Here is a 21,115-nt window from a genome sequence, read left to right on the forward strand (position 1 = left end):
GTTACCTCCATTGAATGCGGCAAGGCTGGCAGAGACGCGGTGCAATCCGCGTGCAGAACCAGCGGCCGTGCCCGCATCGTGGCATGGCCGCTGCAATGCCGACCAGTGCGGTCAGCCGTTGAAGGTGTGGGGGCCGTCGGCAAAGCCGATCGTCACCGCGCCCTTGCCCACGTTCACCATGCCGGTCAGGCTCATCACCGCCTCGAACACATCCACGCCATGCGCCTGGCAGGTCTCACGCAACGTGGCGTAGCCGGGCAGGGCCTGCAGGTCGGCCAGCTCGCCGCCGTAGCTGATGCACACGGTTGGCGTCATCAGGCCGGCTTTGACGCGTTGCCCGACGAAATCGAACAGCTTCTGCACGGCGTTGTCGAACCCCTTGATCTTGGCAACCGGGCCGGTCTCGCCGCGGTAGCCATGCAGCACCGGCTTGATGTCCAGCGCACTGCCCAGCGCGGCGCTGATCAGGCCCACGCTGCGGTCGCCCTTATGGCGTGCACGGGCGCGCATGTAGTACAGATCGCGGGTGATCATGTAGCCGTGCACGTTGTGCGCCAGCAGCTCCAGCCGCTCGCGGATCTGCTGCACGCTCGCGCCGCTGTCGCGCAGGCGCACCGCTTCCACCGCAGTTACGCCCTGCGCGGCGAACAGATTCTGGGTGTCGAGCACGCGCAGCGCGAACGGCGAGTTGAAGCCTGCCGCCTGCCGCACCGGCTTGTAGTCGTTGAGGATCGCGAAGCTGGCCTGCATCGCGTTGTCGTGGATCGGGCTGCGGGTCTTGGTGATCGTCATGCAGAAGACATGGTCGTAATCGATCACCAGCTTGCCCAGGAACAGGTCCCGGATCTGGTTGACGCTGAACGGAATAGTCTCCGCCTCGGCGCCGTGCTCGGCCACATGGGCATGCAGAAAGCTCAGTGTCGCCTGTTCGTCGCGATGGTCGGCCAGCACGGCCTCGCCAATGCGGACGGTGATCGGCAGCAGCACGATGTTGTGTTGTTCAATGAAATCCTGCGGCAGATCGCACGCAGAGTCGACCACGATTCCGATGCGCATCCTGTGCCCCTCCGGCAGGTTGTAGGTTCGGAAACGTGAACGCTATCGCAAAACGGCTCGCCTTGCCTGACCGGGGAGCCGACCCGGGCTCAGCGGCTGCGTTCCACCGCCACCGGCAGGTCCTGGATCCGGGCCCATTCGCCCGTTTCGAGAAGGTCTGGATCAGCCAGCACCGCCTGCATCAGCGGGTGGGCGTCGTTGCCCCAGAACAGCTCGCTCCCGATCGCCAGCGTCGGGACGCCGAACACGCCGGCCGCCAAGGCGGCATCCGTATTGCGTCGTAGCGCTTCCTTGACCGACGGCTCACTGATCGCCGCGGCGACATCGGCGATGTCCAGCATCGCGCCGGGCAGGGCGAGCGCGGCCGCACTGTCACCGGCGTGGCCGTCGCGCCAGATCCAGTTGAACAGGATGTCGACCGTCTCGTGGGTCGCGCCGGCGGCCAGACACAGGCGCAGCGCTGCCAGCGGATTGAACGGGTGGCCCGGCGGAAAGCGCAGCGTCACCCCGGCGCTGCGGGCCTGCCACAGCGCCTGCCGATAGGTGAACAGTCGTTTGGCGGGGATCTCGGCAGGGCCCAGATTGCCCAGGTGGTGCAGCACCGCGCCGAAGGCGATCGGCACCGGAACAATGCTCTTGAACTGCGGCAGGGCCTTGAGCTGCTGCCAGTGCAGGTAAGCGAACGGTGAGACGAAATCGAAATACCAGCGCAGGGCCATGATCGGGTACTCACGTTGCGGGACGGTAGTGCCGCCGGATGCAGGGCCGCCGCAGGCAGCGGCCCTGTGCAGGGACTCAGCGCGAGTATGCGCGCGGTTCGCTCGACGCCGGCGCCTGGTAGCGGTCGCGCAGCTCGGTCTGGCGCGATCGCATCGGCATCGCGCGGCCGCCCAGCCAGACCTGCTCGGCGTAATGCCCGACATCCAGCGGATCGCCTTCCCACAGCACCAGATCGGCCAGCTTGCCCGGCTCGATGGTGCCAAGCCGGTCGCCGACGCCCAGCGCCTGCGCCGGCACCCGGGTCAGGCCCGCCAGGCCATCATCCCAGGGCAGCCCGTTGGCGACTGCATTGCCGGCCAGCTGGCGCATCTTGCGCGCGTTGTGCGAGGCATCGTCGCGCTGGGCGAAGCTGACCGGCACGCCGGCCGCCTTCAAGCGCGCGGCGTTCTGCAGGGTCGTACCGAGCTGGTCGAAGCTGCTCGGCAGGTTGCCCAGCCCATCGACGAACACCGGTACGCCGGCCTGGGCCAGCTGCGGGGCCAGACGCCACGCCTCGGCACCGCCGGCGATGGCGATCTTGACCTTTTCGCGGGTGGCCCAGCGCAGCAGCTGGCGGATATCGGCCGCGCGGTCGACCTGCACCACGATCCGGCCCTGGCCGGCCAGGTAACGCGCCAGCGTGGCGCGCCCGGCAGGCGTCAGCAGCGCATGCGGAGAGTCCGCCGGCACGCGCCCACGCGCCTCGCTGACCATCTGTTCCAGCAGCATCCACTGCGCGGCCCGCGAGGTGCCGGTCAGCTCCGCGCCGGACGCACCGAGGCGGATGAACAGCGCCTGCGGGCCGACCGGGTCAGCGCTGCCGTCCAGCCGCATCACGCCGCCCTGGCCGGCGATGAAGCCGCCGCCGGTGTTCGCCCCGAGCAGGGTGAAGCCGATGCCATCCAGCCGCGCGACCGGGATCAGCACCGAATCCGGATTGAAGGCCAGGGTGACATCGAATTCCGGACGCAGCGGCTGGTCTTCCAGCTTGAGCGCGCTGTCGACCGTGGCCGATTCGCCGGACACCTCTTCGATACCGATGTCGGTGATGCCGCCGAACAACGCCGGGGTGAGTGGCTTGCCCGCGGCCTCCACCACGGGCACACCGGCCGGTGCCGACAGGCTCGGACCAACGGCGCGGATCACACCGCCCTGGATCAGCACATCGCTGTGCGCCAGGCTGCCGCGTGCGGCGGCGGTGTGCACGGTGGCGTTGCGGATCAGCAGATCCTGCGCGAACAAAGCCGGTGCGATGCAGGCACCGGCGAGCAACAGCAGAGCCTGCGGAAGCAGGCGCATCGAGACGCGGCGGCTCATGGGCGTGCCTCCTGGCCGAGCATGAAGTCCGACAGCGGCTGCCGCCTCACGTCCTGGCGGTCATAGACCTGATGGCCATCGACGTAAACCTTTTCGGCCAGTGCGTAGGAACTGAAGGGACTGCCGTTCCAGACCACCACATCACCCATCTTGCCCGCCTCCAGGCTGCCGGTCTGCTTCTCCACACCCAGCGAGCGCGCGGCGTTGGAGGTCAGCCACATCATGGCGCGCTCCGGGGCGATCTCGATGCCGGCACGGCGTGCGTTGGCGATCACCTTGGCCGCCTCCTGGTTCAGGCGCTGGATGCCTTCGGGCGAATCCGAATGCACGATCGCGCAGCTGTTGGCGGGGCGGTCGACCAGGGCGATGTTGTCCTGGATACCATCGAAGGCCTCCATCTTGAAGCCCCACCAGTCGGCCCACAGCGCACCGCACACGCCTTCCTCGGCGAGCCGGTCGGCCAGCTTGTAGGCCTCCACCGCGTGATGGAAGGCGGCGATCTTGAAGCCGAACTCCTTGGAGAGATCCAGCATCGTGGCCATCTCATCGGCGCGGTAGCAGTGGATATGCACGCGGATGTCGCCCTGGATGGCGCCGGCCAGCGTATCCAGCTTGAGATCGCGCTTGCCGCCACTGTCGCCGGCGCTGTCGCCCTTGTCGTCACCGCTGAACCAGCGCTTCTTCTTCGGCTGCTTGGGGGTGTTCTTGGCGATGTATTCGCTGGCATCGATGAAGGCCGCGCGGTAACCGGCGACATTGCCCATGCGCGTGCCCGGCGCGGTGCCCTTGCCGCCGTAGACGCGCTTGGGGTTCTCGCCGCAGGCCATCTTCAGGCCCCCCGGCGCGCCGGGGAACTTCATGGCCTGATAGGTCGTTGCGGGCACGTTCTTCAACGTGACCCCGCGGCCGCCGACCAGATTGGCCGAACCGGGCAGCACCTGCATCGAGGTCACGCCACCGGCCAGTGCTGCGGCAAAGCCGGGATCCTGCGGCCACACCGAGTGCTCGGCCCAGACATTGGCGGTGACCGGTGCGGTCATCTCGTTGCCGTCGCTGTGCGCACTCACGCCCGGGCTGGGATACACGCCCAGGTGTGAGTGCACATCGATGATGCCGGGGGTGACCCACTTGCCCTGGCCGTCGACGCGGACCGCATCGGCCGGCGCGCTGAGGCCGGTGCCGACCGCCGCGACGCGCCCGTCCTGCAACAGCACATCGGCGTTGTCCAAGCGCACGCCGGTGCCGGTGAGCACCGTCGCATTGCTGATCAACACCGGCGCCGAAACGATCGGCGCGTACGTACTGGGATAGGGATCCTGGACGAAACGGGAGGCGGCAGGCGCCGGCCCGGACACGATCGACATCAACGCCAAGCCAACGCCGACGCTCAACACCTTCTGCATGGTTTTCCCCGAAGCCGCATGGACACAATTCCTCGACGCTATCCGGGACGCAGGCCTTTTGCCAAGTGACCTTTTGCATAGTTTTAGCAAATGAGATCACCCATGGTTGAGAGAAACAATTGTGAAATTCCCCTGAACTTTATGGGTAGGCTGAAATGCAGCTGACGGCAGTGGCGGATCTCCCGAACGGGACACGCCTTGCCGGTTGTTGATGTCGACTCTCGAACCACCTCAAGGACGTACTTTTTACATGACCCCGCATCTGCAATTCCGCTATCGCACCCTGCCGCGCAGTCTGCTGGCCTCGGCCATCACCGGCACCCTGCTGGCCGCCATCGCCGTACCGGCCCACGCCAGCCCTACCAGCGATGTGCTGCAGCGTTTCCAGCAGCAGCGAAGTGAACAGGCCGCCGCCTCCAGCCGTGATCTGCAGAGCGCATCGGTTGCGTCCCGCTTCGCGGCATCAACCGCGCCGGTGACGCGCTCTTCGCTCCGTGCCGACGCCACTGCCCCGGTACTGGGCGCGCCGGGGGATCTGGACAGTTGGCGCAGTGAGGAGTTCAAGGCCGACTGGGGGCTGGGGGCGATCAACGCCGATCATGCCTATGCCCGTGGTTTGACCGGGCAAGACATTCGACTGGGTATTTTCGATTCCGGCACCGGCCTGGATCACCCTGAGTTCGCGGGCAAGGACCATCGCAGCATCCGTATCGGCGACCTGTTGCCGGATGGCACCCGCTGCACCAATACGTCCGCCCTCGCAGGGCCGGGCGCCTGCTTTGCCAGCGATGGTGGCGATGTCCAGATCGCCTATGTCGGTTTCAACGACAATGTGCCCGAGGAGGTCCGCGAAACCATCCGCAAGGGCAACTATGTGCAGGCGGGCGTCAGCTATGGGATCCACGGTACGCACGTGGGGGGAACCATCGTTGCCAATCGCGACGGTTCCGGCATGCATGGTGTGGCGTTCGGTGCCAACCTGAGCACGGCCAAACTGTTCTTCAATACGGCGCGCGAATGGCAGCAGGCGCCAGAGGGCGGCTATTCGGTCGAGTCGCTCGGTGGCGTGGGGCCGGACCCCTCCGCGTTCGTCGACATGTACGCGCAGATGAATGATCAGGACGTGCGTGCCCTCAACCACAGCTGGGGCCTGGCCACGGAGCCGAATTCGGCCGAAGAGATGGATTTCTATTTGTCCCATCCGGTCTTTGCCGAGCGCCTGCAGGCCATCGCAGAGGGCTCGCGTGCCAAGGGCATGATCCAGGTCTGGGCGGCCGGCAACAGCGGCGTCAATCCCAGCCCCGAGGCGAGCCCGATCGCGGGCATGTACGCCTCGTTGCCAAGGGCCATGGCGGATATCGAGCCGTATTGGCTGGCGGTGGTCAACGTCAACCAGGCGCTTGAGCTCAGCAATCAATCCATGAAGTGCGGGTTGGCGGCGAACTGGTGCCTTGCCGCCCCGGGGTCGCAGATCGCCTCCACGGTGTACGGCAGTGATTCGCAGATCAATGCGGACCTCGTTGTGGACGCGGATGGCAACCTGATTCTGGACGTGCTCGAGCGCGTGCCCACCTATGGCTACGGTCAATTGAGCGGTACCTCGATGGCCGCCCCGCACGTCACCGGCGCGCTCGGCCTGCTGTTCGAACGATTCCCGTACCTGGACAACGCGCAGGTGCGCGACGTCATGCTCACCACGGCGCGTGATCTCGGTGCGCCTGGCATCGATGAGGTCTACGGCTGGGGCCTGCTTGATCTGCGCAAGGCCATCGAGGGCTACGGCATGCTCCGCGTCGACACCGATGTGGTCATGAACCAGAGGGCCGGTGGCCTGAAGGTGTGGGAAGGCGATGCATGGGACGACTGGACCAATGACATCGGCGGCCCGGGCAAACTGACCAAGTCCGGCATCGGCTGGCTGCGCCTGAGCGGCGACAACACCTTCCATGGCGCCCTCGTGCGCGACGGTGTGCTGGAGCTGGACGGCGCCAATGCACTGACGGCCTCGGTCGACGTACAGGGCGGCCAGTTCCTGCTCAATGGCAGCCTGGTGGATACCACGCTCAACAACCTGGGCGGCAGCAGCTACATTGCCAGCACCGGTGTGCTTGAGGGTTCTGCGCTCAACGTGACCGGCGGTGTAGTGTCGTTCAACGGTGTGCAGGAAGGCGCGTCGACCTTCGTTGGCATCCAGGGCACCCTGAAGGGTATCGGCACGCTGGGCAGCACCCGCGTGGAAGGCATCATCGCGCCGGGCAACTCGATCGGCACGCTGACCATCAACGGTGATTACGTGCAGACCGCCACCGGCGTCTACCAGGCCGAACTGGCCCCGGGCAGCCGCAGCGATGTGCTGCGCGTCACCGGCACCGCCACGCTGGATGGCACCTTGAAGGCACTGCCGGAAGCCGGCGTGTACTACCTCGGGGAGCAGTTCAACTTCCTGCAGGCCGCCGGTGGCGTGAACGGTCAGTTCGCGACAACGGACTTCTCGGCGTTCTCGCCGTTCCTGAAGTTCAGCCTGGGCTACAGCGCCAATGGGCTGCGCATCGACGTCGCCCGCGGCAACGCGCTGGCCAGCGCTGCGGTCACGCCGAACCAGATCGCCGTGGCCACCAGCGCCGATGGCCTGGCCATCAACCAGGGCCTGCCCAAGCCGCTGACCCAGCTGTTCCCGGCCCAGGTCGGTGCGGCACTGGACGCGCTGAGTGGTGAACTCCACGCCGCCACGCCGATGGCGCTGGTGGAAAACAGCCGTTACCTGCGTGATGCGGCGCTGAGCCGTGCCGTGGGCGTGCGTTCGCCGGGCGCCGGAGACGAGGCTGCCGGTGGCGGCGCGTGGGTGCAGGCGATCGGTGGCAGCGGCAAGCTCGACGGCGATGCCAATGCCGCGCGCACCGATTCCAACAGCAATGGTCTGCTGGTCGGTGCCGATCATGTGTTCGGCGGCGGTTGGCAGGTCGGTGGGCTGGTCGGTACCGGCCGTACCGACATCAAGCAGGCCGCGGGCCGCGGCGCCCGATCGGAGATCGACACCACCCACTTCGGTGCCTACGTGGGCAATCAGTGGGGGGCGTTCGGTCTGCGCGCCGGTCTGGGTTATTCCCGCCATGACGTGGACAGCAAGCGTCAGCTGACGTTTGCCGGCTACCAGGATGCGCTGTCGGCCAAGTACGACGCCACCACCCGCCAGGCCTTCATCGAAGGCGCGTACCGCTTCGGCGGTCGCGAGGCGGGTCTGGAGCCGTACGTGCAGTTCGCCCGCGTTGAAGTGGACGTGGACGGCTTCGCCGAGCAGGGTGGCGCGGCTGCACTGAACGGCCAGGCCGCCGATACCCGCACCAACGTGGCGACCGCAGGCGTGCGGTTCGACAAGGGCCTGAAGACCTCCTGGCAGCAGGAGAGCTGGCTGCACATCCGCGGTGGCGTTGGCTACCGCCGTGCCTCCGGTGACCGCAGCCAGGTGGCCGACCTGGCGTGGACCGGCGGCAGCAGCTTCGCAGTCAGCGGTGCGGCGATTGCCGACAACGCCGTGGTGGCCGAGCTGGGCCTGTCGGCCTGGTTGAGCCCGCGCAACCAGCTGGAGCTCGGCTACAACGGCACCTTCGGGGACGACGCCCGCGACCGCAGCGTCACCGCGCGCTGGTCCGTGCAGTTCTGATCCAGCGGCACTGGTAAACGGGAAAAGGCGGCCATTGGCCGCCTTTTCCTTGCCTGCGGCCGTAAGGTCGCGATCGCCACTTGCGCCGTGATCATCCAGCGTGGGAGGGTCAGACAGGCCGGGGGCCGCCCGTGCCACTCTGCATTCACAAGGAAGTGTCGATGAACGTTACCGAAGGCTTCGATCGCAAGCACGCCACGCATTACCACCGGTTGCTCGTCCTGCTGGCGTTCGCGTCCGGCCTCATGCTGGTGGCCGGATTCTTCGAGCAGTCGCCCAGCGCGCTGCCCAAAGAAGCACGCATCCTCCTCGCAGCGCTCTCCCTGCTGACGGCCACCGCCAGCTACCTGGTGATCAAACAGATCCAGTACGCCTTTCCGTTGGTCGGCATATCGTCCATCGCCTTTGCCGCCTCGCTCTGGGCGTTCGGTGCGCCAACGGCCCTCGTCCTGCTGCTGGCCATACCGGCTGCCCTCCTTTCGCTGGTCTCCCTTGTCCTCAAGGGCAGGGCCGATGGGATCGACCACCCGGAGTAAGCGGCAATGCTCGACGCCGCGCGGCTGGTCTCGCAGAATTGTCGCCTGTCGTTTGTCGGAACAGCCCCATGAAAACCAAACAGGACATCGTCGAAAACTGGCTGCCGCGCTACACCGGCGTGCCGTTGGAGCAGTTTGGCCAGCACATCCTGCTGACCAATTTCGGTGGCTACCTGCACACCTTTTCCCAGCTCACCGGCGCCCCCATCCAGGGCGCGGACCGGCCGATGGCCAGCGTCACCAGCGATGACATCACCCTGATCAACTTCGGCATGGGCAGCCCGAACGCGGCCATCATCATGGACCTGCTGTCGGCGGTGATGCCCAAGGCGGTGCTGTTCCTGGGCAAGTGCGGTGGGCTCAAGCGCAAGAACCAGCTGGGCGACCTGATCCTGCCCATCGCTGCGATCCGCGGCGAGGGCACTTCCAGCGACTACCTGCCGCCGGAAGTCCCGGCCCTGCCGGCCTTTGCCCTGCAGCGGGCGGTCTCGACCATGGTCCGCGACCTCGGCCACGACTACTGGACCGGCACCGTCTACACCACCAACCGCCGGGTCTGGGAGCACGACGAGGCCTTCAAGGAAAAGCTGCGGGTGATGCGCTGCATGGCCATCGACATGGAGACGGCGACCCTGTTCGCGGCCGGTTTTGCGAACCACATCCCGATCGGGGCCTTGCTGTTGGTGTCCGACCAGCCGATGATTCCCGACGGCGTGAAGACCGAGGTCTCCGATGCCAAGGTCAGCTCACAGTTCGTCGAGAACCATATCCAGATCGGTATCGAGGCGCTTAAGCTGATACGGCGCAACGGCAAGTCGGTCCGCCACCTGCGTTTTGACGAGTAACGGCAATGGAACGGATGGACGTCTTGGGGCGTGCCATCCACAGGGGTAGTGAATGGACGTGGCGGCACAAGTAGTGGAGTTCTGGCGCGACGCCGGACCGCAGCAGTGGTTCGCGCGCGATGACGCGTTCGATGCGCGGTTTCGCCAGCAATTCCAGGAAGAACATTTTGCCGCCGCCCGCCGCGCGCGCGAGCATTGGTTGAGCACCGCTGAAGGCGCGCTGGCGCTGATGATCCTGCTCGACCAGTTCCCGCGCAATTGCTTCCGCGATACGGCGCACGCCTACGCCACCGATGGCCTGGCGCGCCATTACGCCATGCGTGCGGTGGAAGAGGGGCTGGACCTGCAGCTGGTGCCCAAGCTGCGGGCCTTCATCTATCTCCCGTTCGAGCACTCCGAGGATCCGCAGGACCAGGAGCGTTCGGTGGCGATGTTCGATGCGCTGGGCGACAAGGAATACCTGCAGTTCGCCGAACTGCACCGCGACATCATCCGCCGCTTCGGGCGCTTCCCGCACCGTAATGCGGTGCTGGGGCGGATGCCGACACCGGAAGAGCTGGATTATCTGGCCGAGGGCGGATTTGCCGGATAGCCGGTTGCGCGTCATGCAGGGATGGACGCCATCGGCGCCAGAAACAAAAAAACGCCGGCAATGCCGGCGTTTTTCTTGTCCCGCAACGTGCTGAAGATCAGTACTTCGGCACGCCGTTGTCCACCTCGTTCGACCAGGCGTCGATGCCGCCGGTGATGTTGGACACCTTGGTGAAGCCCAGGGCGCGGAACTGCTCGGCGGCCTGCGCGCTGCGGCCACCGTGGTGGCACAGGAAGGCCAGCGCGGTGTCCTTGGGCAGGGCTTCCAGGCGGGCGCGGTTGTCACCGTCGAAGGTTTCGAACGGGGCGTTGATCGCCGCGATCGCACGCTCGTCGGCCGGACGCACGTCGACCACGGTGATGCTGCCGGCACGCAGCTGGTCGTCGGCATCGCGCACGCTCAGTTCCTGCACGGCCTTGGGCGCATTCGGGTTGTCGATCGCCAGGCCCTTGCCGCGGATGTCGTCGACCCAGTCGATGGTGATGCCCTCGGCGCGGCGGGCACTGGCCAGATCGAACTGCACGCGCAGGCCGTTGGACTCGGCGGCGATCGCGTTGTCGTCGTGCGGGGCCAGCTGGAAGTTCGGCTGGAAGCGCGCGTCGATGCCCAGCTGCAGCGAGGCACCCGGGGAATCGGCCAGCGCGCCACGCAGCATTTCCACGGCGGCCGGGGTCACGGTGATGCGCGGCGGGGTACGGTCCGGGGCGGCAAGGCCGAGCACGCTGCTCAGCTCACCGTTGCCGGCCATCTGCAGGATGATGTCGCTGCCACCGATCAGCTCGCCGTCGATGTACAGCTGCGGGATGGTCGGCCATTCGCCATAGGCTTTGATGCCTTCGCGGATGTCCGCGTCGGCGAGCACGTTGACGTGGTCGAACTCCACCCCGAGGTCCTGCAGGGCGCCGACGGCTTTAGCCGAGAAACCGCACTGCGGCATGCTCGGCTGACCCTTCATGAACAGCACGACGCGGTTGGCGTTGAGAATGGATTCGATGCGCGAGCGCAGGGCGGGATCAAGGGACATGACGGTCGGGGTCCGGATATGCGAACCGCCTATTCTACGCGGCATGGCATCATGGGGCATGACCGTACCGGAAACGTTGTATCGCATTCCCCGCCGCCCCTGGCGCTGGCTGCCGTGGCTGGTGCTGTCACAGGTGCTCGTGGTGGGGGTCTGGGCCGCCTGGGGCTGGCGCTACGGCCTGCCGCTGATGGTGGCGACCCATGCCCTGTTCATGGTGCCGGTGTTCCTCCCCAACAGCCGCTTCTATGCCCCCGTGCTCAGCCGCCTGCCCGGCGATGCCCGCAAGGTCTGGCTGACCATCGATGATGGCCCGTCGGCGGAAACCCCGGCGGTCCTCGATCTGCTGGACCGCTACGAGGCCAGGGCGACCTTTTTCCTGGTCGGTGAACGCGCGCAGGCGCAGCCGGACCTGGTCCGCGCGATCCTCGCCCGCGGGCACAGCCTGGGCAACCACAGCCACCGCCACCCGCAGGCGCGTTTCTGGCGGCTGGGGCGACAGGCCATGGCCGCGGAGATCGCGCACTGCCAGCAGGCCCTCACCGCGATCGCCGGCACGCCACCGCGCTGGTACCGCTCGGTGGTCGGCATGACCAACCCGTTCGTTGCCCCCGCGTTGAAGCAGTGGCAGCTGACCCGGGTCGGCTGGAGCGCGCGCGGTTTCGACGGGGTGGATTGCACGCCCGATCAGGTGGTCGAACGGATCACCCGTGATCTGGCGCCGGGCAGCATCGTGCTGTTGCACGAGGGCGCCGCACATGGCCACAACCTGGCCATCATCGAGGCGGTGCTGCAGGCGGTGCAGGCACGTGGCCTGCACGCCGGGTTGCCGGACTGACGCCAGGTCGGTGCCCGGCGCAGGCCGGGATCAGCTCAGGGAGCCGATGATCATCAGCAGCACCACGCCGAGGATGCTGCCGATCGAGATCACCAGGCCGAGGATCGCGAACACGCGGCGGCGGTCTGCCTGCAATGCACCGGCGACGCCCAGGCCGAAGGCCACCAGCTGCATCAGCGCGGTGCACATCAAGCCGAGGCCGACCAGGATCGCCGACATCGAGGTCTCCTCCATGCCGCCGGGCGTCGTGGTTTCGATAACGCCGGCCACGACGATCAGGCCCAGCATCAACACGGCACCGCACAGGGCGGTAATGAACGCGGCAATACCCATGCCGGAATGAGGGGGGTGCATCAGGGCTCCTTGTCGATGCGGAAACGGAGAAATCAGGGGGCGAGGGGCTGCGCGGCCGCGGCGTCTGTTGGCGGATGCGAGGCATGCCACTGGTCGCGGATCCAACCGCCAAGCGACAGCTGTGCGATCAGCAGACCCAGCGTCACCAGCAGCGCGATGATGCCGAACAGACGGCGCCGGCGCGGCTGCAGCACGCTGCCCAGGCCGAGCAGCAGGGCCAGGATGGCCAGGCCGACACTGCTGCCGAGCAGTGCCGCCAGCGACCACGGCAGTTCGCGCATGGCCGCGTGTTCGGGCGCATGCGCGTAATGCATGCTCAGCAGCAGCATCACCAGGCCACAGGCGCTGACGATCAGCGCGGCGATGCCAAGCGCGGAATGTCGGGTCTGTCGGGGCATGGGCGGCTCCTTGCCGGAAGGGGGGGCGGGAGTATGCGCGTGTGTGGCCCGCGGCGCGAGCCACCGCGACTACGCAGCGAGCGGACGATCGCCGACGATCAGCCAGTTGTTGAACGGCGTGTTGCCATACAGCGGTGTCATCCGCAGCTGCAGCCCGGCGGCTTCCAACGGGGTGCGCAGGCTCTCGGCATCGGGATAGTGGCGTGGGCGCGTGCCCATCCAGCCCACCAGGTGCGCGACCATGTCAGTGATCCGCGTGGTGCGGTCGCGGCCACTGCGGTCAGCCAACGTGGTGCGGATCACCAGCCGCGCCCCGGGTGCCAGGCGCGCGGCGGCATCGTGCAGCAGTTGTGTCTGCGCGGGCGCGGGCAGGTACTGCAGCACGTCGAGCAACGCGACGTTGCCGAGGTGGGCGGGCAGGGCCGCACTGGCGTCCATGCAGGTGAACCGTGCCTGCGGCAGCGCGGCGCGGGCGCAGGCCTGCTCGGCGCGGGCGACCTTGCCAGCGTCGATGTCCACACCGTGATACGCAAGTGTGCTGCCCTGCTGGCGCAGCACGTGGGCCAGCAGCCCCAGGCCACAGCCGATATCCAGCAACGGCGCCACGGGCGCATCGTTCAACGCGGCAAGCACGCCGGGATACAGCGGATCACTGCCGAGCTTGCCGCGGCTGTAGTAATAATCACGGCGATTGCCGAACCGCTGCGGCGGCAGGAACGCCGTGGCGATCCTGCGGGCCTGCTCCCTGGCCAGCGGCAGCGCGGCCTCGCTCAGCGGGTCGGCTCCGCCCACAGCACGCGCGTTACTTCGAAGGCGCGCTGGTGCCACAGCGTGTACATCGCGGCGGACGGATGCAGACCATCCTCGGCCAGCATGACGCTCTCGCCGCCCAGTTGGCGGCTCAGGTCGGTGATGTCGACAAACGCCACGTCATGCTCAGCGCAGATGGCCGCAGCGGCAGCGTTGTAGGCATCCAGTTCCTGCCCGATCTGCACGCGGTCGCGGCCGGATGCCACGGCATAGGGGGTCACCCCCCAGTCCGGGATCGACAGAACCAGCACGCGCGGTGCACGGTCGGCGGCGAAGGCGAGCGCGCGCTGCAGCAGGGCGGTGAAACGCGGGCGGTACTCGTCCACGCTGCGCCCGCGGTACTGATCGTTGACCCCGATCAGCAGGCTCACCAGCTCGAAGGGACCCTGCGGCGCGTCGGCATCGATGCCGGCCTCAAGCTCGTCGGTGGTCCAGCCGGTGGTGGCGATGATCGTCGGGTCGTCCACGTCCACGCCGATATCGCGCAGGGCCGCGGCCAACTGCATCGGCCAGCGCCCGGCCGGCTCGACGCCTTCACCGATCGTGTAGGAATCGCCCAGCGCCAGGTACGGCAGGCCCATCAGGCCACCGCACTGCGCGGCTTGAGCGGCACCACCTTGGTGTTGGCCTCGGCACGGCGTGCCAGGGCGCGGTCGATGCGGGCGAACACATCGCGCATCACCTCCGGCTCGGGCAGCAGGGTCACGCGGAAGTGGTGGCGGTAAGGCACGTTGAAGCTCGAGCCCGGGACCACCAGCACGCCTTCTTCGTTCATCAGTTCCAGCGCGAAATCATGATCATCGAAGCTGCGTGCCGCCGCACCAACCACCGCCGGGAATGCGTACAGCGCGCCGGCCGGGGCCACCAGCGACAGATGCTCGCTGGCGTTGCAGGCCTCGATCACCGCGCGGCGGGTTTCATACAGACGGCCACCGGGCGCGCACAGCGGCGAGATGGTGTCCGGCCCGTTGACCGCCGCATCGATGGCGTACTGGCCCGGCACGTTGGCGCACAGGCGCAGCGCGCTGAGCAGGTCCATCGCCGCGCGGAATTCTCCCAGCCGCTCGGCCGCGCCGGACAGCATCGCCCAGCCCACGCGCCAGCCGCAGGCACGATGCACCTTGCTCAGGCCGCTGAAGGTAATGCACGGGTGGTCGCCGGCCAGTGGCGCGACCGCATGGAACTGCGCGTCGTCGTACAGGATCTGGTCGTAGATTTCATCGACCATCAGCAGCAGGTTGTGCTTGGCGGCGATGGCGACGATGCGCTCCAGCAGGTCGCGCGAGTAGCTGGCGCCGCTGGGGTTGTTCGGGTTGATCAGCACGATCGCGCGGGTGCGCGAGGACACCAGTGCCTCGATCTCGACCGGGTCGGGCTGGAAGCCGTTCTCCGGTGCGCAGCGGTAATACACCGGGCGGCCATCGTTGAGGATCGTCGCGGCCGACCACAGCGGGTAATCCGGCGAGGGCACCAGCACTTCGTCGCCCGGGTTGAGCAGGGCGCGCAGCGACAGGTCGATGAGCTCACTGACGCCATTGCCGATGAACACCCGGTCCGGGTGCGCATCGGGTGCACCGCGACGGGCGTAGGCGGCGGCGATGGCTTCGCGCGCCTCCGGCAGGCCCTGCTGATGGGTGTACGGATCGGTGCGGCCCATGTCATCGGCGATCGCACGCTGCAGATGCTCCGGCGCCCGGAAACCGAAGTTGCCCGGGTTGCCGATATTGAGCTTGATCAGCTTGCGGCCCTGGGCCTCCAGCTCCCGCGCTCGTCGCGCCAGTTCGCCCCGGATCTCGTAGCGGACTTCGGACAGGCGCTCGCGGGTGGCGAGCGGCTTCAGCGGGGGCGTGGACATGAACGGGCCGTCATTCAGGCATGGAAACCGCATGGTAGCGGAATTGTTGCGTTGCAGGGCAAGCGTTTCCGGCCCAACGCCCGGCCCTGCAAGGCAGTTGCAGATGAAAGGATTTCCGTCCGCCCACGCCTGCGCCGGTCCCCTGCGGCAACGCCTGGTCGCCACACCCATTAGAATGGGCACGATGAGCGAACCCACTGATTACCTTGCCCTGCAGACCATTGGCTGGCCCTGGCCGGGCGGCCCGGAGCTGCCGGACTGGCAGGCCCTGTTCGAGCAGTTCCCGCAGGCGCGCCCCGGCCGGGTGATCGAGCAGCATCGCACCGGGTACATCGTCTCCGATGCGCCGGAAGCGGCGATCAAGACCGAGTCCCCGCCGGAATGGCAGCGGCCACGCTTCCCCAGCCACGAGCGCGCGGCGGTCGGCGACTGGGTGCTGCTGGAGGGCATCAAGATCGTTGCCCTGCTGCCCCGGCGTACCGCGATCAAGCGTGGCGCGGCCGGCGAGCATTACCACCAGCAGGTGATCGCGGCCAACATCGATACGGTGTTCATCGTCTGCGGGCTGGATGCGGACTTCAATCCGCGCCGGATCGAGCGCTACCTGCTGCTGGTCGGCGGGGGCGGTGCACAGCCGGTGGTGGTGCTGACCAAGGCCGACCAGACCGAGTACAGCCAGGATGCCCTGGACGTGCTGGAAGAACTGGCGGCGCAGAACATTCCGCTGCTGGCGATCAACGGCAAGGACCCGGCCAGCGCCTCGGCCCTGTTGCCGTGGCTCGCCGCTGGCCAGACCGTGGTACTGGTCGGCTCCTCCGGTGCGGGCAAGTCGACCCTGACCAATACGCTGCTCGGGCACGAGCGCATGAAGACCGCCGATGTGCGCGTCAACGACTCGCGTGGCCGCCACACCACCACCCACCGTGCACTGATTCCGTTGCCGGCCGGGGCCTGCCTGATCGATACACCCGGCATGCGCGAGCTCAAGCCGACCGGCGAGGAGGCCCTGAGCGAAGGCGGCTTCTCCGACGTGGAAGCCCTGTCGGCGCAATGCCGTTTCCGCGACTGCGCCCACCAGCGCGAGCCGGGTTGTGCGATCCGCGCGGCCATCGATGACGGCACGCTGGATGAGGAGCGCCTGCTCAACTACTTCAAGCTGAAAGAAGAAGTGGCTGCCGCCGCTGCCAAGCTGGCCGTGCGCCAGGCGCAGCAGGCCATCGAGCGCAAGCACGTCGGCAAGGGCGCGCAGTGGCGCCCGGGCGGAAAGGGCGGCCGGCGATAGCTTTTGCTACTGTCCGTCCATGGACACGCCAATGACCGTGGATCGTGACGTCGCCCACCACACCGCGCTCGACGCACAACTGGTCGAGGCGGTAGGCGGGATCAAACTGCTGGGACTGACCAGCTGGCCGGCCGCGCTGCAGGCGCCATTCCTGGCCAGCGTCGCCCGCGGGCAGCCGGTGCTGCCGCAGGTCGATTACCCCAAGCTCGATTTTACCGATACCCGCCATCGGCTGGCCGCGATCAGCGCGCAATGCGATCCCGACCATCCCATCGGCCTGTACGTACAGCGCTCGGCGCACAGCTGGGACCAGGCCGCCGGCCTGCTGGAATCGCTGGGCACCGCCGAGGTGGACCGTTACTCGATGGAACTGTTCGGCGCGCCCGAGCAGCCGCTGCCCGGCAACGGCCCCAGCACCCGCGATGCCGCCCGCCACTTCATCCAGATCGCGCAGGAGCTGGACCATGAGCTGCTCGCGCCGGAAGAACAGGTGCCGGTCTCGGCCACCGCGCTGCAACTGCAGCTGCAGAGTGATCTGGATGCCTTCTTCGAATCGCGCATCATCAGCGTCCAGCTCGATCCGGACCTGATCTCCAAGGCCGCCGCCGGCCCGAACCGGATCCGCCTGCGCACCAGTGCACGCTTCAGCGCCTACGACCGTGCGCAGCTGTTCCATCACGAGGCGCTGGTGCATTCGCTGACCGCGCTCAACGGCCGCGAGCAGCCGCACCTGCCCAGTCTGGCGCTGTCCTCGCCGCGGGTCACCGCCACCCAGGAAGGACTGGCCACCTTTGCCGAGCAGATCACCGGCAGCATCGACATCGAGCGCCTCAAGCGCATCAGCCTGCGCACCGAAGCCATCGCCATGGCGCGCGAAGGGGCCGATTTCATCGAGGTGTTCCGCTACTTCTGCGAGGCTGGCCAGAACAACGAAGAGAGCTTCGCCTCCGCCCAGCGCGTGTTCCGCGGGGTGCCCCCGAACGGCGGCGCGGCCTTCACCAAGGACACCGTGTACCTGCGCGGGCTGGTCTCCGTGCATACCTTCTTCCGCCACATGCTGGCTGAAGATCGGTTGCAGGTCTGCCGCTGGCTGTTCGCCGGCAAAATGTCGCTGACCGATGCGATCGCCTTCGCGCCACTGTTCGAAGAAGGCATCCTGCGCCCACCGCGTTGGTTGCCGCACTGGGTCAGCCGCGCGAACGGATTGGCCGGCATGCTCGCGTTCTCGCTGTTCGCCAACCGCATCCGCATGGATCAGCTCGCCCCAGAGTAGTGCCGGCCGCTGGCCGGCTGCCTCGCGCTCCCTCCGCGCGCTCCCATGCGTTAATGAGCACTGCATCCCAATTCATCTGTGATGCGCTGAACCGTAAACATCCTTTCATCTTCCGCTCGCATGCTGGTCATGCACCTGCATTGCGCAGGTCATCTTCCCCCATGTAACGGACGACCATGCTTACCCGACCCCTGACGATCGCGGTGGCGCTCGCGCTGTGCGCCGCCACTGCCCACGCTGCCGATGTAGACGCCACCGCCGCTGCCAACGTCGCGCTCAGCGCGCAGACCCTGGACACCGTTTCGGTGATCGGCCAGGGTGAGACCCGCCAGGTGCAGCGCATCACGGCCGTGGACAAGGAAGTACTGCCGCCGGGCACCAGCGGCCAGAAGATCCTCGATCGCCTGCCGGGTGTCTCCGTGCAGTCCAACGATGCCTTCGGCGCCAACGAAGAATCGCAGACGATCAGCCTGCGCGGCTTCGACAAGAGCCGCCTGGGCTACACGCTGGACGGCATTCCGCTGGGCGACAACAGCTACGGCAACTACAACGGCCTGAGCATCGCCCGTGCGCTGATCGCCGAGAATCTCGCCGGCGCAGAATTGTCGCAGGGCATCGGCTCGCTGGGCGTCGCCTCGACCAGCAACCTCGGCGGCACCATCCAGTACTTCTCGCAGGACCCGTCCACCGAGTTCGGCGGCAAGGCCAGCGTCACCGTCGGCGATGACAACCAGCGTCGCGGCTACCTGCGCGTGGACACCGGCGACATCAACGGCTTCTCGGCTTATGTGTCCGGCGTGCATCAGGATTCGGACATGTGGGCCGAACCGAACCAGAACCAGACCACCCGCCAGTTCAACGCCAAGGCGATCTGGAACGTGGGCGACAACCGCTTCGGTGCCTTCGCTGCCACCTCGCGCGTGAGCCAGGCCAACTACGCCTACCTGTCCAAGAGCATGCTCGCGCGTGGCCTCGGCTGGGACTGGAACATCTACGCACCGGACTGGGATCGCGCCGTTGCAGCCGCCTACTGCGCACCGGGCACCTACAACGCGCAGAAGTGTGCGTTCACCGGTGGCGTCAACAGCATCGATGACGCGTACTACCAGAGCCGCGCACTGCGCGACGACAACCTGTACTCGCTGGATGCCGACCTCGCGCTGGGCGACAACGCCCGCCTGAAGCTGCTTGGCTACCACCACGAGAACCGTGGCCAGGGCCACTGGTGGGCACCGGGCCAGCCGTCCAACCCCGGCACCCCGGAGATGCTGCCGATCTCCATCCGCAGCACGAATTACACCATCAACCGCCAGGGCATCACCGCCGCGCTGAGCTGGCAGTGGGGCATCCACCAACTGGAAGCGGGGCTGTGGTACGAGCGCAACGACCACAACGTCGAGCGCAATTTCTACTACATCACCGGCCCGTTCCTGGATGACGGCTACCTCAACCATCCGGACCGCCGCCTGTTCGATCAGGACTTCGATATCCGCACGCGCCAGTTCTACGTGCAGGACCGCATGCGCTTCCTGGACGACCGCCTGACCGTGGATGTGGGCATCAAGAGCCCGAACACCCGCATGACCGCCAACGCCAAGCCGGGCACCGAAGCCAGCTACGCCTCCGGCACCCTGACCGCCAAGGAATCGGTACTGCCGCAGGCCGGCATCGGCTTCAAGCTGAGCCCGAACCAGGAAGTGTTCGCCTCCTACTCGGAGAACATCGCCGCCTTCGTCGGTGGTGGCAGCGGTGGCCCGCTGCAGGTCTCGCCGGAATCCTTCGCGGCCAGCGCCGGGCTGGAACCGGAGAAATCCAAGACGCTGGAAGCCGGCTTCCGTACCTTCGGCGAAAAGTACCAGGCCTCGATCGCGGCCTACCACGTGATGTTCGACAACCGCCTGCTCTCGCTCAACCCCTGCACCAGCATCGAAGTGGGCACGCGCCCGGAGTGCATCACGCGCTTCATCAACGTGGGCTCGGTGAAGAGCCGCGGCGCGGAACTGACCTTCATCCTCAAGCCGATCGACGGCCTGCAGTGGTACAACGCACTCTCCTGGAACAAGACGACCTACGAGGACAACTACACCTCGGGTGGTGCGATCGTGCCGGTGGCCGGCAAGATCACGGTGGATACGCCCGAGCGCATGGCCTCCAGTGAGATCAGCTGGAACCGCGATGGCTTCTTCGCCAGCCTGCGTGCGAAGTACACGGGCAAGCGTTACTACACCTACACCAACGATCAGTCGGTGCCGGGCGTGACGACGTTCGATGCGGGAATGGGGTATTCGTTCGGGCCGGGCATGGGGCTGCGCGATATCAAGGTGTCGCTCAATGCGACCAATCTGACGAACAAGCGCTATGCCGGGCAGCTGAGTTCGTTCGCGCCGACGGATCCGACCGGCACCCGCTATGCGATCCATGCCAGTGCGCCGCGCCAGCTGTTCATGACGGTGGCTGCGGAGTTCTGATCTCTGCTTGCTTGGGCAAGGGTAGCCACCGACCGTTGGTCGGTGGCTTTGTTTTGTGCAGATGCAAGGCCGCAACGCCAACAGCGCATTGTCCGCCTGTTCGCTGGGCTAGGCGTGGGGTGTGTGGGTTCGCGGGACGCGCCGTAAACCCATCCATGGGGGCTCGTGAGCCGCATCCATGCGGCACAACGGTCCCGCCAACCCACACACCCCACGCCTCCGACAGTTGGCTGGTGGCCATGGCGAAGCAAGGCAATGCAACGCTGCAGACGGACAGGGCCGGACCGGACCGAGGCGAGCCGAGCCGAGCTGGGTGATCAGCAAAGCCACCGACCGTTGGTCGGTGGCTTTGCTTTACGCAGATGCAAGGGCGCAACGCCTAGAGCGCAACGCCTAGAGCGCAGAGCTTCTCAGATGACTGGGCCAGGCGTGGGGTGTGTGGGTTCGCGGGACGCGCCGTAAACCCATCCATGGGGGCTCGTGAGCCGCATCCATGCGGCACAACGGTCCCGCCAACCCACACACCCCACGCCTCCGACAGTTGGCTGGTGGCCATGGCGAAGCAAGGCAATGCAACGCTGCAGACGGACAGGGCCGGACCGGACCGAGGCGAGCCGAGCCGAGCTGGGTGATCAGCAAAGCCACCG

The 21,115-nt window shown here is 67.0% G+C and carries 18 protein-coding genes; 8 read left to right on the forward strand and 10 right to left on the reverse strand.

Annotated elements, in window-relative coordinates; all coding sequences use genetic code 11:
• Nucleotides 1-111 precede the first annotated feature (111 nt).
• From ACE026_RS00840 to ACE026_RS00855, 4 genes are all read right to left on the reverse strand, one after another.
• A complete protein-coding gene (locus ACE026_RS00840; protein WP_486037120.1) occupies nucleotides 112-1,056 on the reverse strand; it encodes a DegV family protein in 945 nt (314 codons plus the stop codon).
• An 89-nt stretch (nucleotides 1,057-1,145) separates the two neighbouring features.
• Nucleotides 1,146-1,778, reverse strand: a complete 633-nt coding sequence (locus ACE026_RS00845) for a DsbA family protein (RefSeq protein ID WP_486037141.1) — start codon at nucleotides 1,776-1,778, stop codon at nucleotides 1,146-1,148.
• Nucleotides 1,779-1,851: 73 nt separating this feature from the next.
• Nucleotides 1,852-3,114, reverse strand: a complete 1,263-nt coding sequence (locus ACE026_RS00850) for an amidohydrolase family protein (protein ID WP_486037143.1) — start codon at nucleotides 3,112-3,114, stop codon at nucleotides 1,852-1,854.
• Between the two features lie 14 nt (nucleotides 3,115-3,128).
• Nucleotides 3,129-4,535: an amidohydrolase gene (locus tag ACE026_RS00855; protein WP_486037122.1), complete on the reverse strand. Its 1,407-nt coding sequence runs from the start codon at nucleotides 4,533-4,535 to the stop codon at nucleotides 3,129-3,131.
• Nucleotides 4,536-4,785: 250 nt separating this feature from the next.
• Between ACE026_RS00855 and ACE026_RS00860 the strand changes: the two genes are divergently transcribed.
• The 4 genes from ACE026_RS00860 to ACE026_RS00875 all read left to right on the forward strand — a co-directional run bounded on the left by ACE026_RS00860 (nucleotide 4,786) and on the right by ACE026_RS00875 (nucleotide 10,169).
• Nucleotides 4,786-8,196 (forward strand): autotransporter domain-containing protein, encoded by a 3,411-nt coding sequence (locus ACE026_RS00860; protein WP_486037124.1) that lies wholly within the window; start codon nucleotides 4,786-4,788, stop codon nucleotides 8,194-8,196.
• 161 nt (nucleotides 8,197-8,357) lie between these two features.
• Nucleotides 8,358-8,732, forward strand: a complete 375-nt coding sequence (locus tag ACE026_RS00865; RefSeq protein ID WP_486037126.1) for a hypothetical protein — start codon at nucleotides 8,358-8,360, stop codon at nucleotides 8,730-8,732.
• Between the two features lie 68 nt (nucleotides 8,733-8,800).
• Entirely contained in the window at nucleotides 8,801-9,577 is a 777-nt protein-coding gene (locus ACE026_RS00870; RefSeq protein WP_088432404.1) for an AMP nucleosidase, read from the forward strand.
• Nucleotides 9,578-9,629: 52 nt separating this feature from the next.
• A complete protein-coding gene (locus tag ACE026_RS00875) occupies nucleotides 9,630-10,169 on the forward strand; it encodes a DUF924 family protein (protein ID WP_486037128.1) in 540 nt (179 codons plus the stop codon).
• A gap of 97 nt (nucleotides 10,170-10,266) precedes the next feature.
• On the opposite strand, the gene grxD is transcribed toward ACE026_RS00875, so the two are convergent.
• Complete coding sequence (gene grxD, locus ACE026_RS00880; protein WP_121039705.1) at nucleotides 10,267-11,193, reverse strand: Grx4 family monothiol glutaredoxin; 927 nt, start codon at nucleotides 11,191-11,193, stop codon at nucleotides 10,267-10,269.
• 58 nt (nucleotides 11,194-11,251) lie between these two features.
• On the opposite strand from grxD, the gene ACE026_RS00885 reads away from it, so the two are divergent.
• Nucleotides 11,252-12,028, forward strand: coding sequence for a polysaccharide deacetylase family protein (locus ACE026_RS00885; RefSeq protein ID WP_486037131.1), 777 nt, complete (start codon nucleotides 11,252-11,254; stop codon nucleotides 12,026-12,028).
• Between the two features lie 30 nt (nucleotides 12,029-12,058).
• Here the strand turns inward: ACE026_RS00885 and ACE026_RS00890 are convergent, their stop codons facing one another.
• The 5 genes from ACE026_RS00890 to ACE026_RS00910 all read right to left on the reverse strand — a co-directional run bounded on the left by ACE026_RS00890 (nucleotide 12,059) and on the right by ACE026_RS00910 (nucleotide 15,445).
• A complete protein-coding gene (locus ACE026_RS00890) occupies nucleotides 12,059-12,382 on the reverse strand; it encodes a hypothetical protein (RefSeq protein WP_282261514.1) in 324 nt (107 codons plus the stop codon).
• 32 nt (nucleotides 12,383-12,414) lie between these two features.
• Nucleotides 12,415-12,780 carry a hypothetical protein gene (locus tag ACE026_RS00895; protein ID WP_313219624.1) on the reverse strand — a complete coding sequence of 122 codons (366 nt, stop codon included), beginning with the start codon at nucleotides 12,778-12,780 and terminating at the stop codon, nucleotides 12,415-12,417.
• A gap of 69 nt (nucleotides 12,781-12,849) precedes the next feature.
• Complete coding sequence (locus tag ACE026_RS00900) at nucleotides 12,850-13,533, reverse strand: class I SAM-dependent methyltransferase (protein ID WP_486037145.1); 684 nt, start codon at nucleotides 13,531-13,533, stop codon at nucleotides 12,850-12,852.
• 17 nt (nucleotides 13,534-13,550) lie between these two features.
• Nucleotides 13,551-14,171: an SGNH/GDSL hydrolase family protein gene (locus ACE026_RS00905; protein ID WP_486037134.1), complete on the reverse strand. Its 621-nt coding sequence runs from the start codon at nucleotides 14,169-14,171 to the stop codon at nucleotides 13,551-13,553.
• A complete protein-coding gene (locus tag ACE026_RS00910) occupies nucleotides 14,171-15,445 on the reverse strand; it encodes a pyridoxal phosphate-dependent aminotransferase (RefSeq protein WP_259259168.1) in 1,275 nt (424 codons plus the stop codon). Before ACE026_RS00910 ends, ACE026_RS00905 begins: the two co-directional genes overlap by 1 nt.
• A 184-nt stretch (nucleotides 15,446-15,629) precedes the next feature.
• Between ACE026_RS00910 and rsgA the strand changes: the two genes are divergently transcribed.
• From rsgA to ACE026_RS00925, 3 genes are all read left to right on the forward strand, one after another.
• The gene (gene rsgA, locus ACE026_RS00915) at nucleotides 15,630-16,727 is read left to right on the forward strand and encodes a ribosome small subunit-dependent GTPase A (protein ID WP_455947346.1); all 1,098 of its coding nucleotides are present in this window, start codon (nucleotides 15,630-15,632) and stop codon (nucleotides 16,725-16,727) included.
• Between the two features lie 31 nt (nucleotides 16,728-16,758).
• Nucleotides 16,759-18,000, forward strand: a complete 1,242-nt coding sequence (locus ACE026_RS00920) for a flavohemoglobin expression-modulating QEGLA motif protein (protein WP_486037137.1) — start codon at nucleotides 16,759-16,761, stop codon at nucleotides 17,998-18,000.
• A gap of 176 nt (nucleotides 18,001-18,176) precedes the next feature.
• Complete coding sequence (locus ACE026_RS00925) at nucleotides 18,177-20,468, forward strand: TonB-dependent receptor (protein ID WP_486037139.1); 2,292 nt, start codon at nucleotides 18,177-18,179, stop codon at nucleotides 20,466-20,468.
• Nucleotides 20,469-21,115 lie beyond the last annotated feature (647 nt).

It is taken from the genome of Stenotrophomonas sp. AGC87, assembly GCF_057333975.1.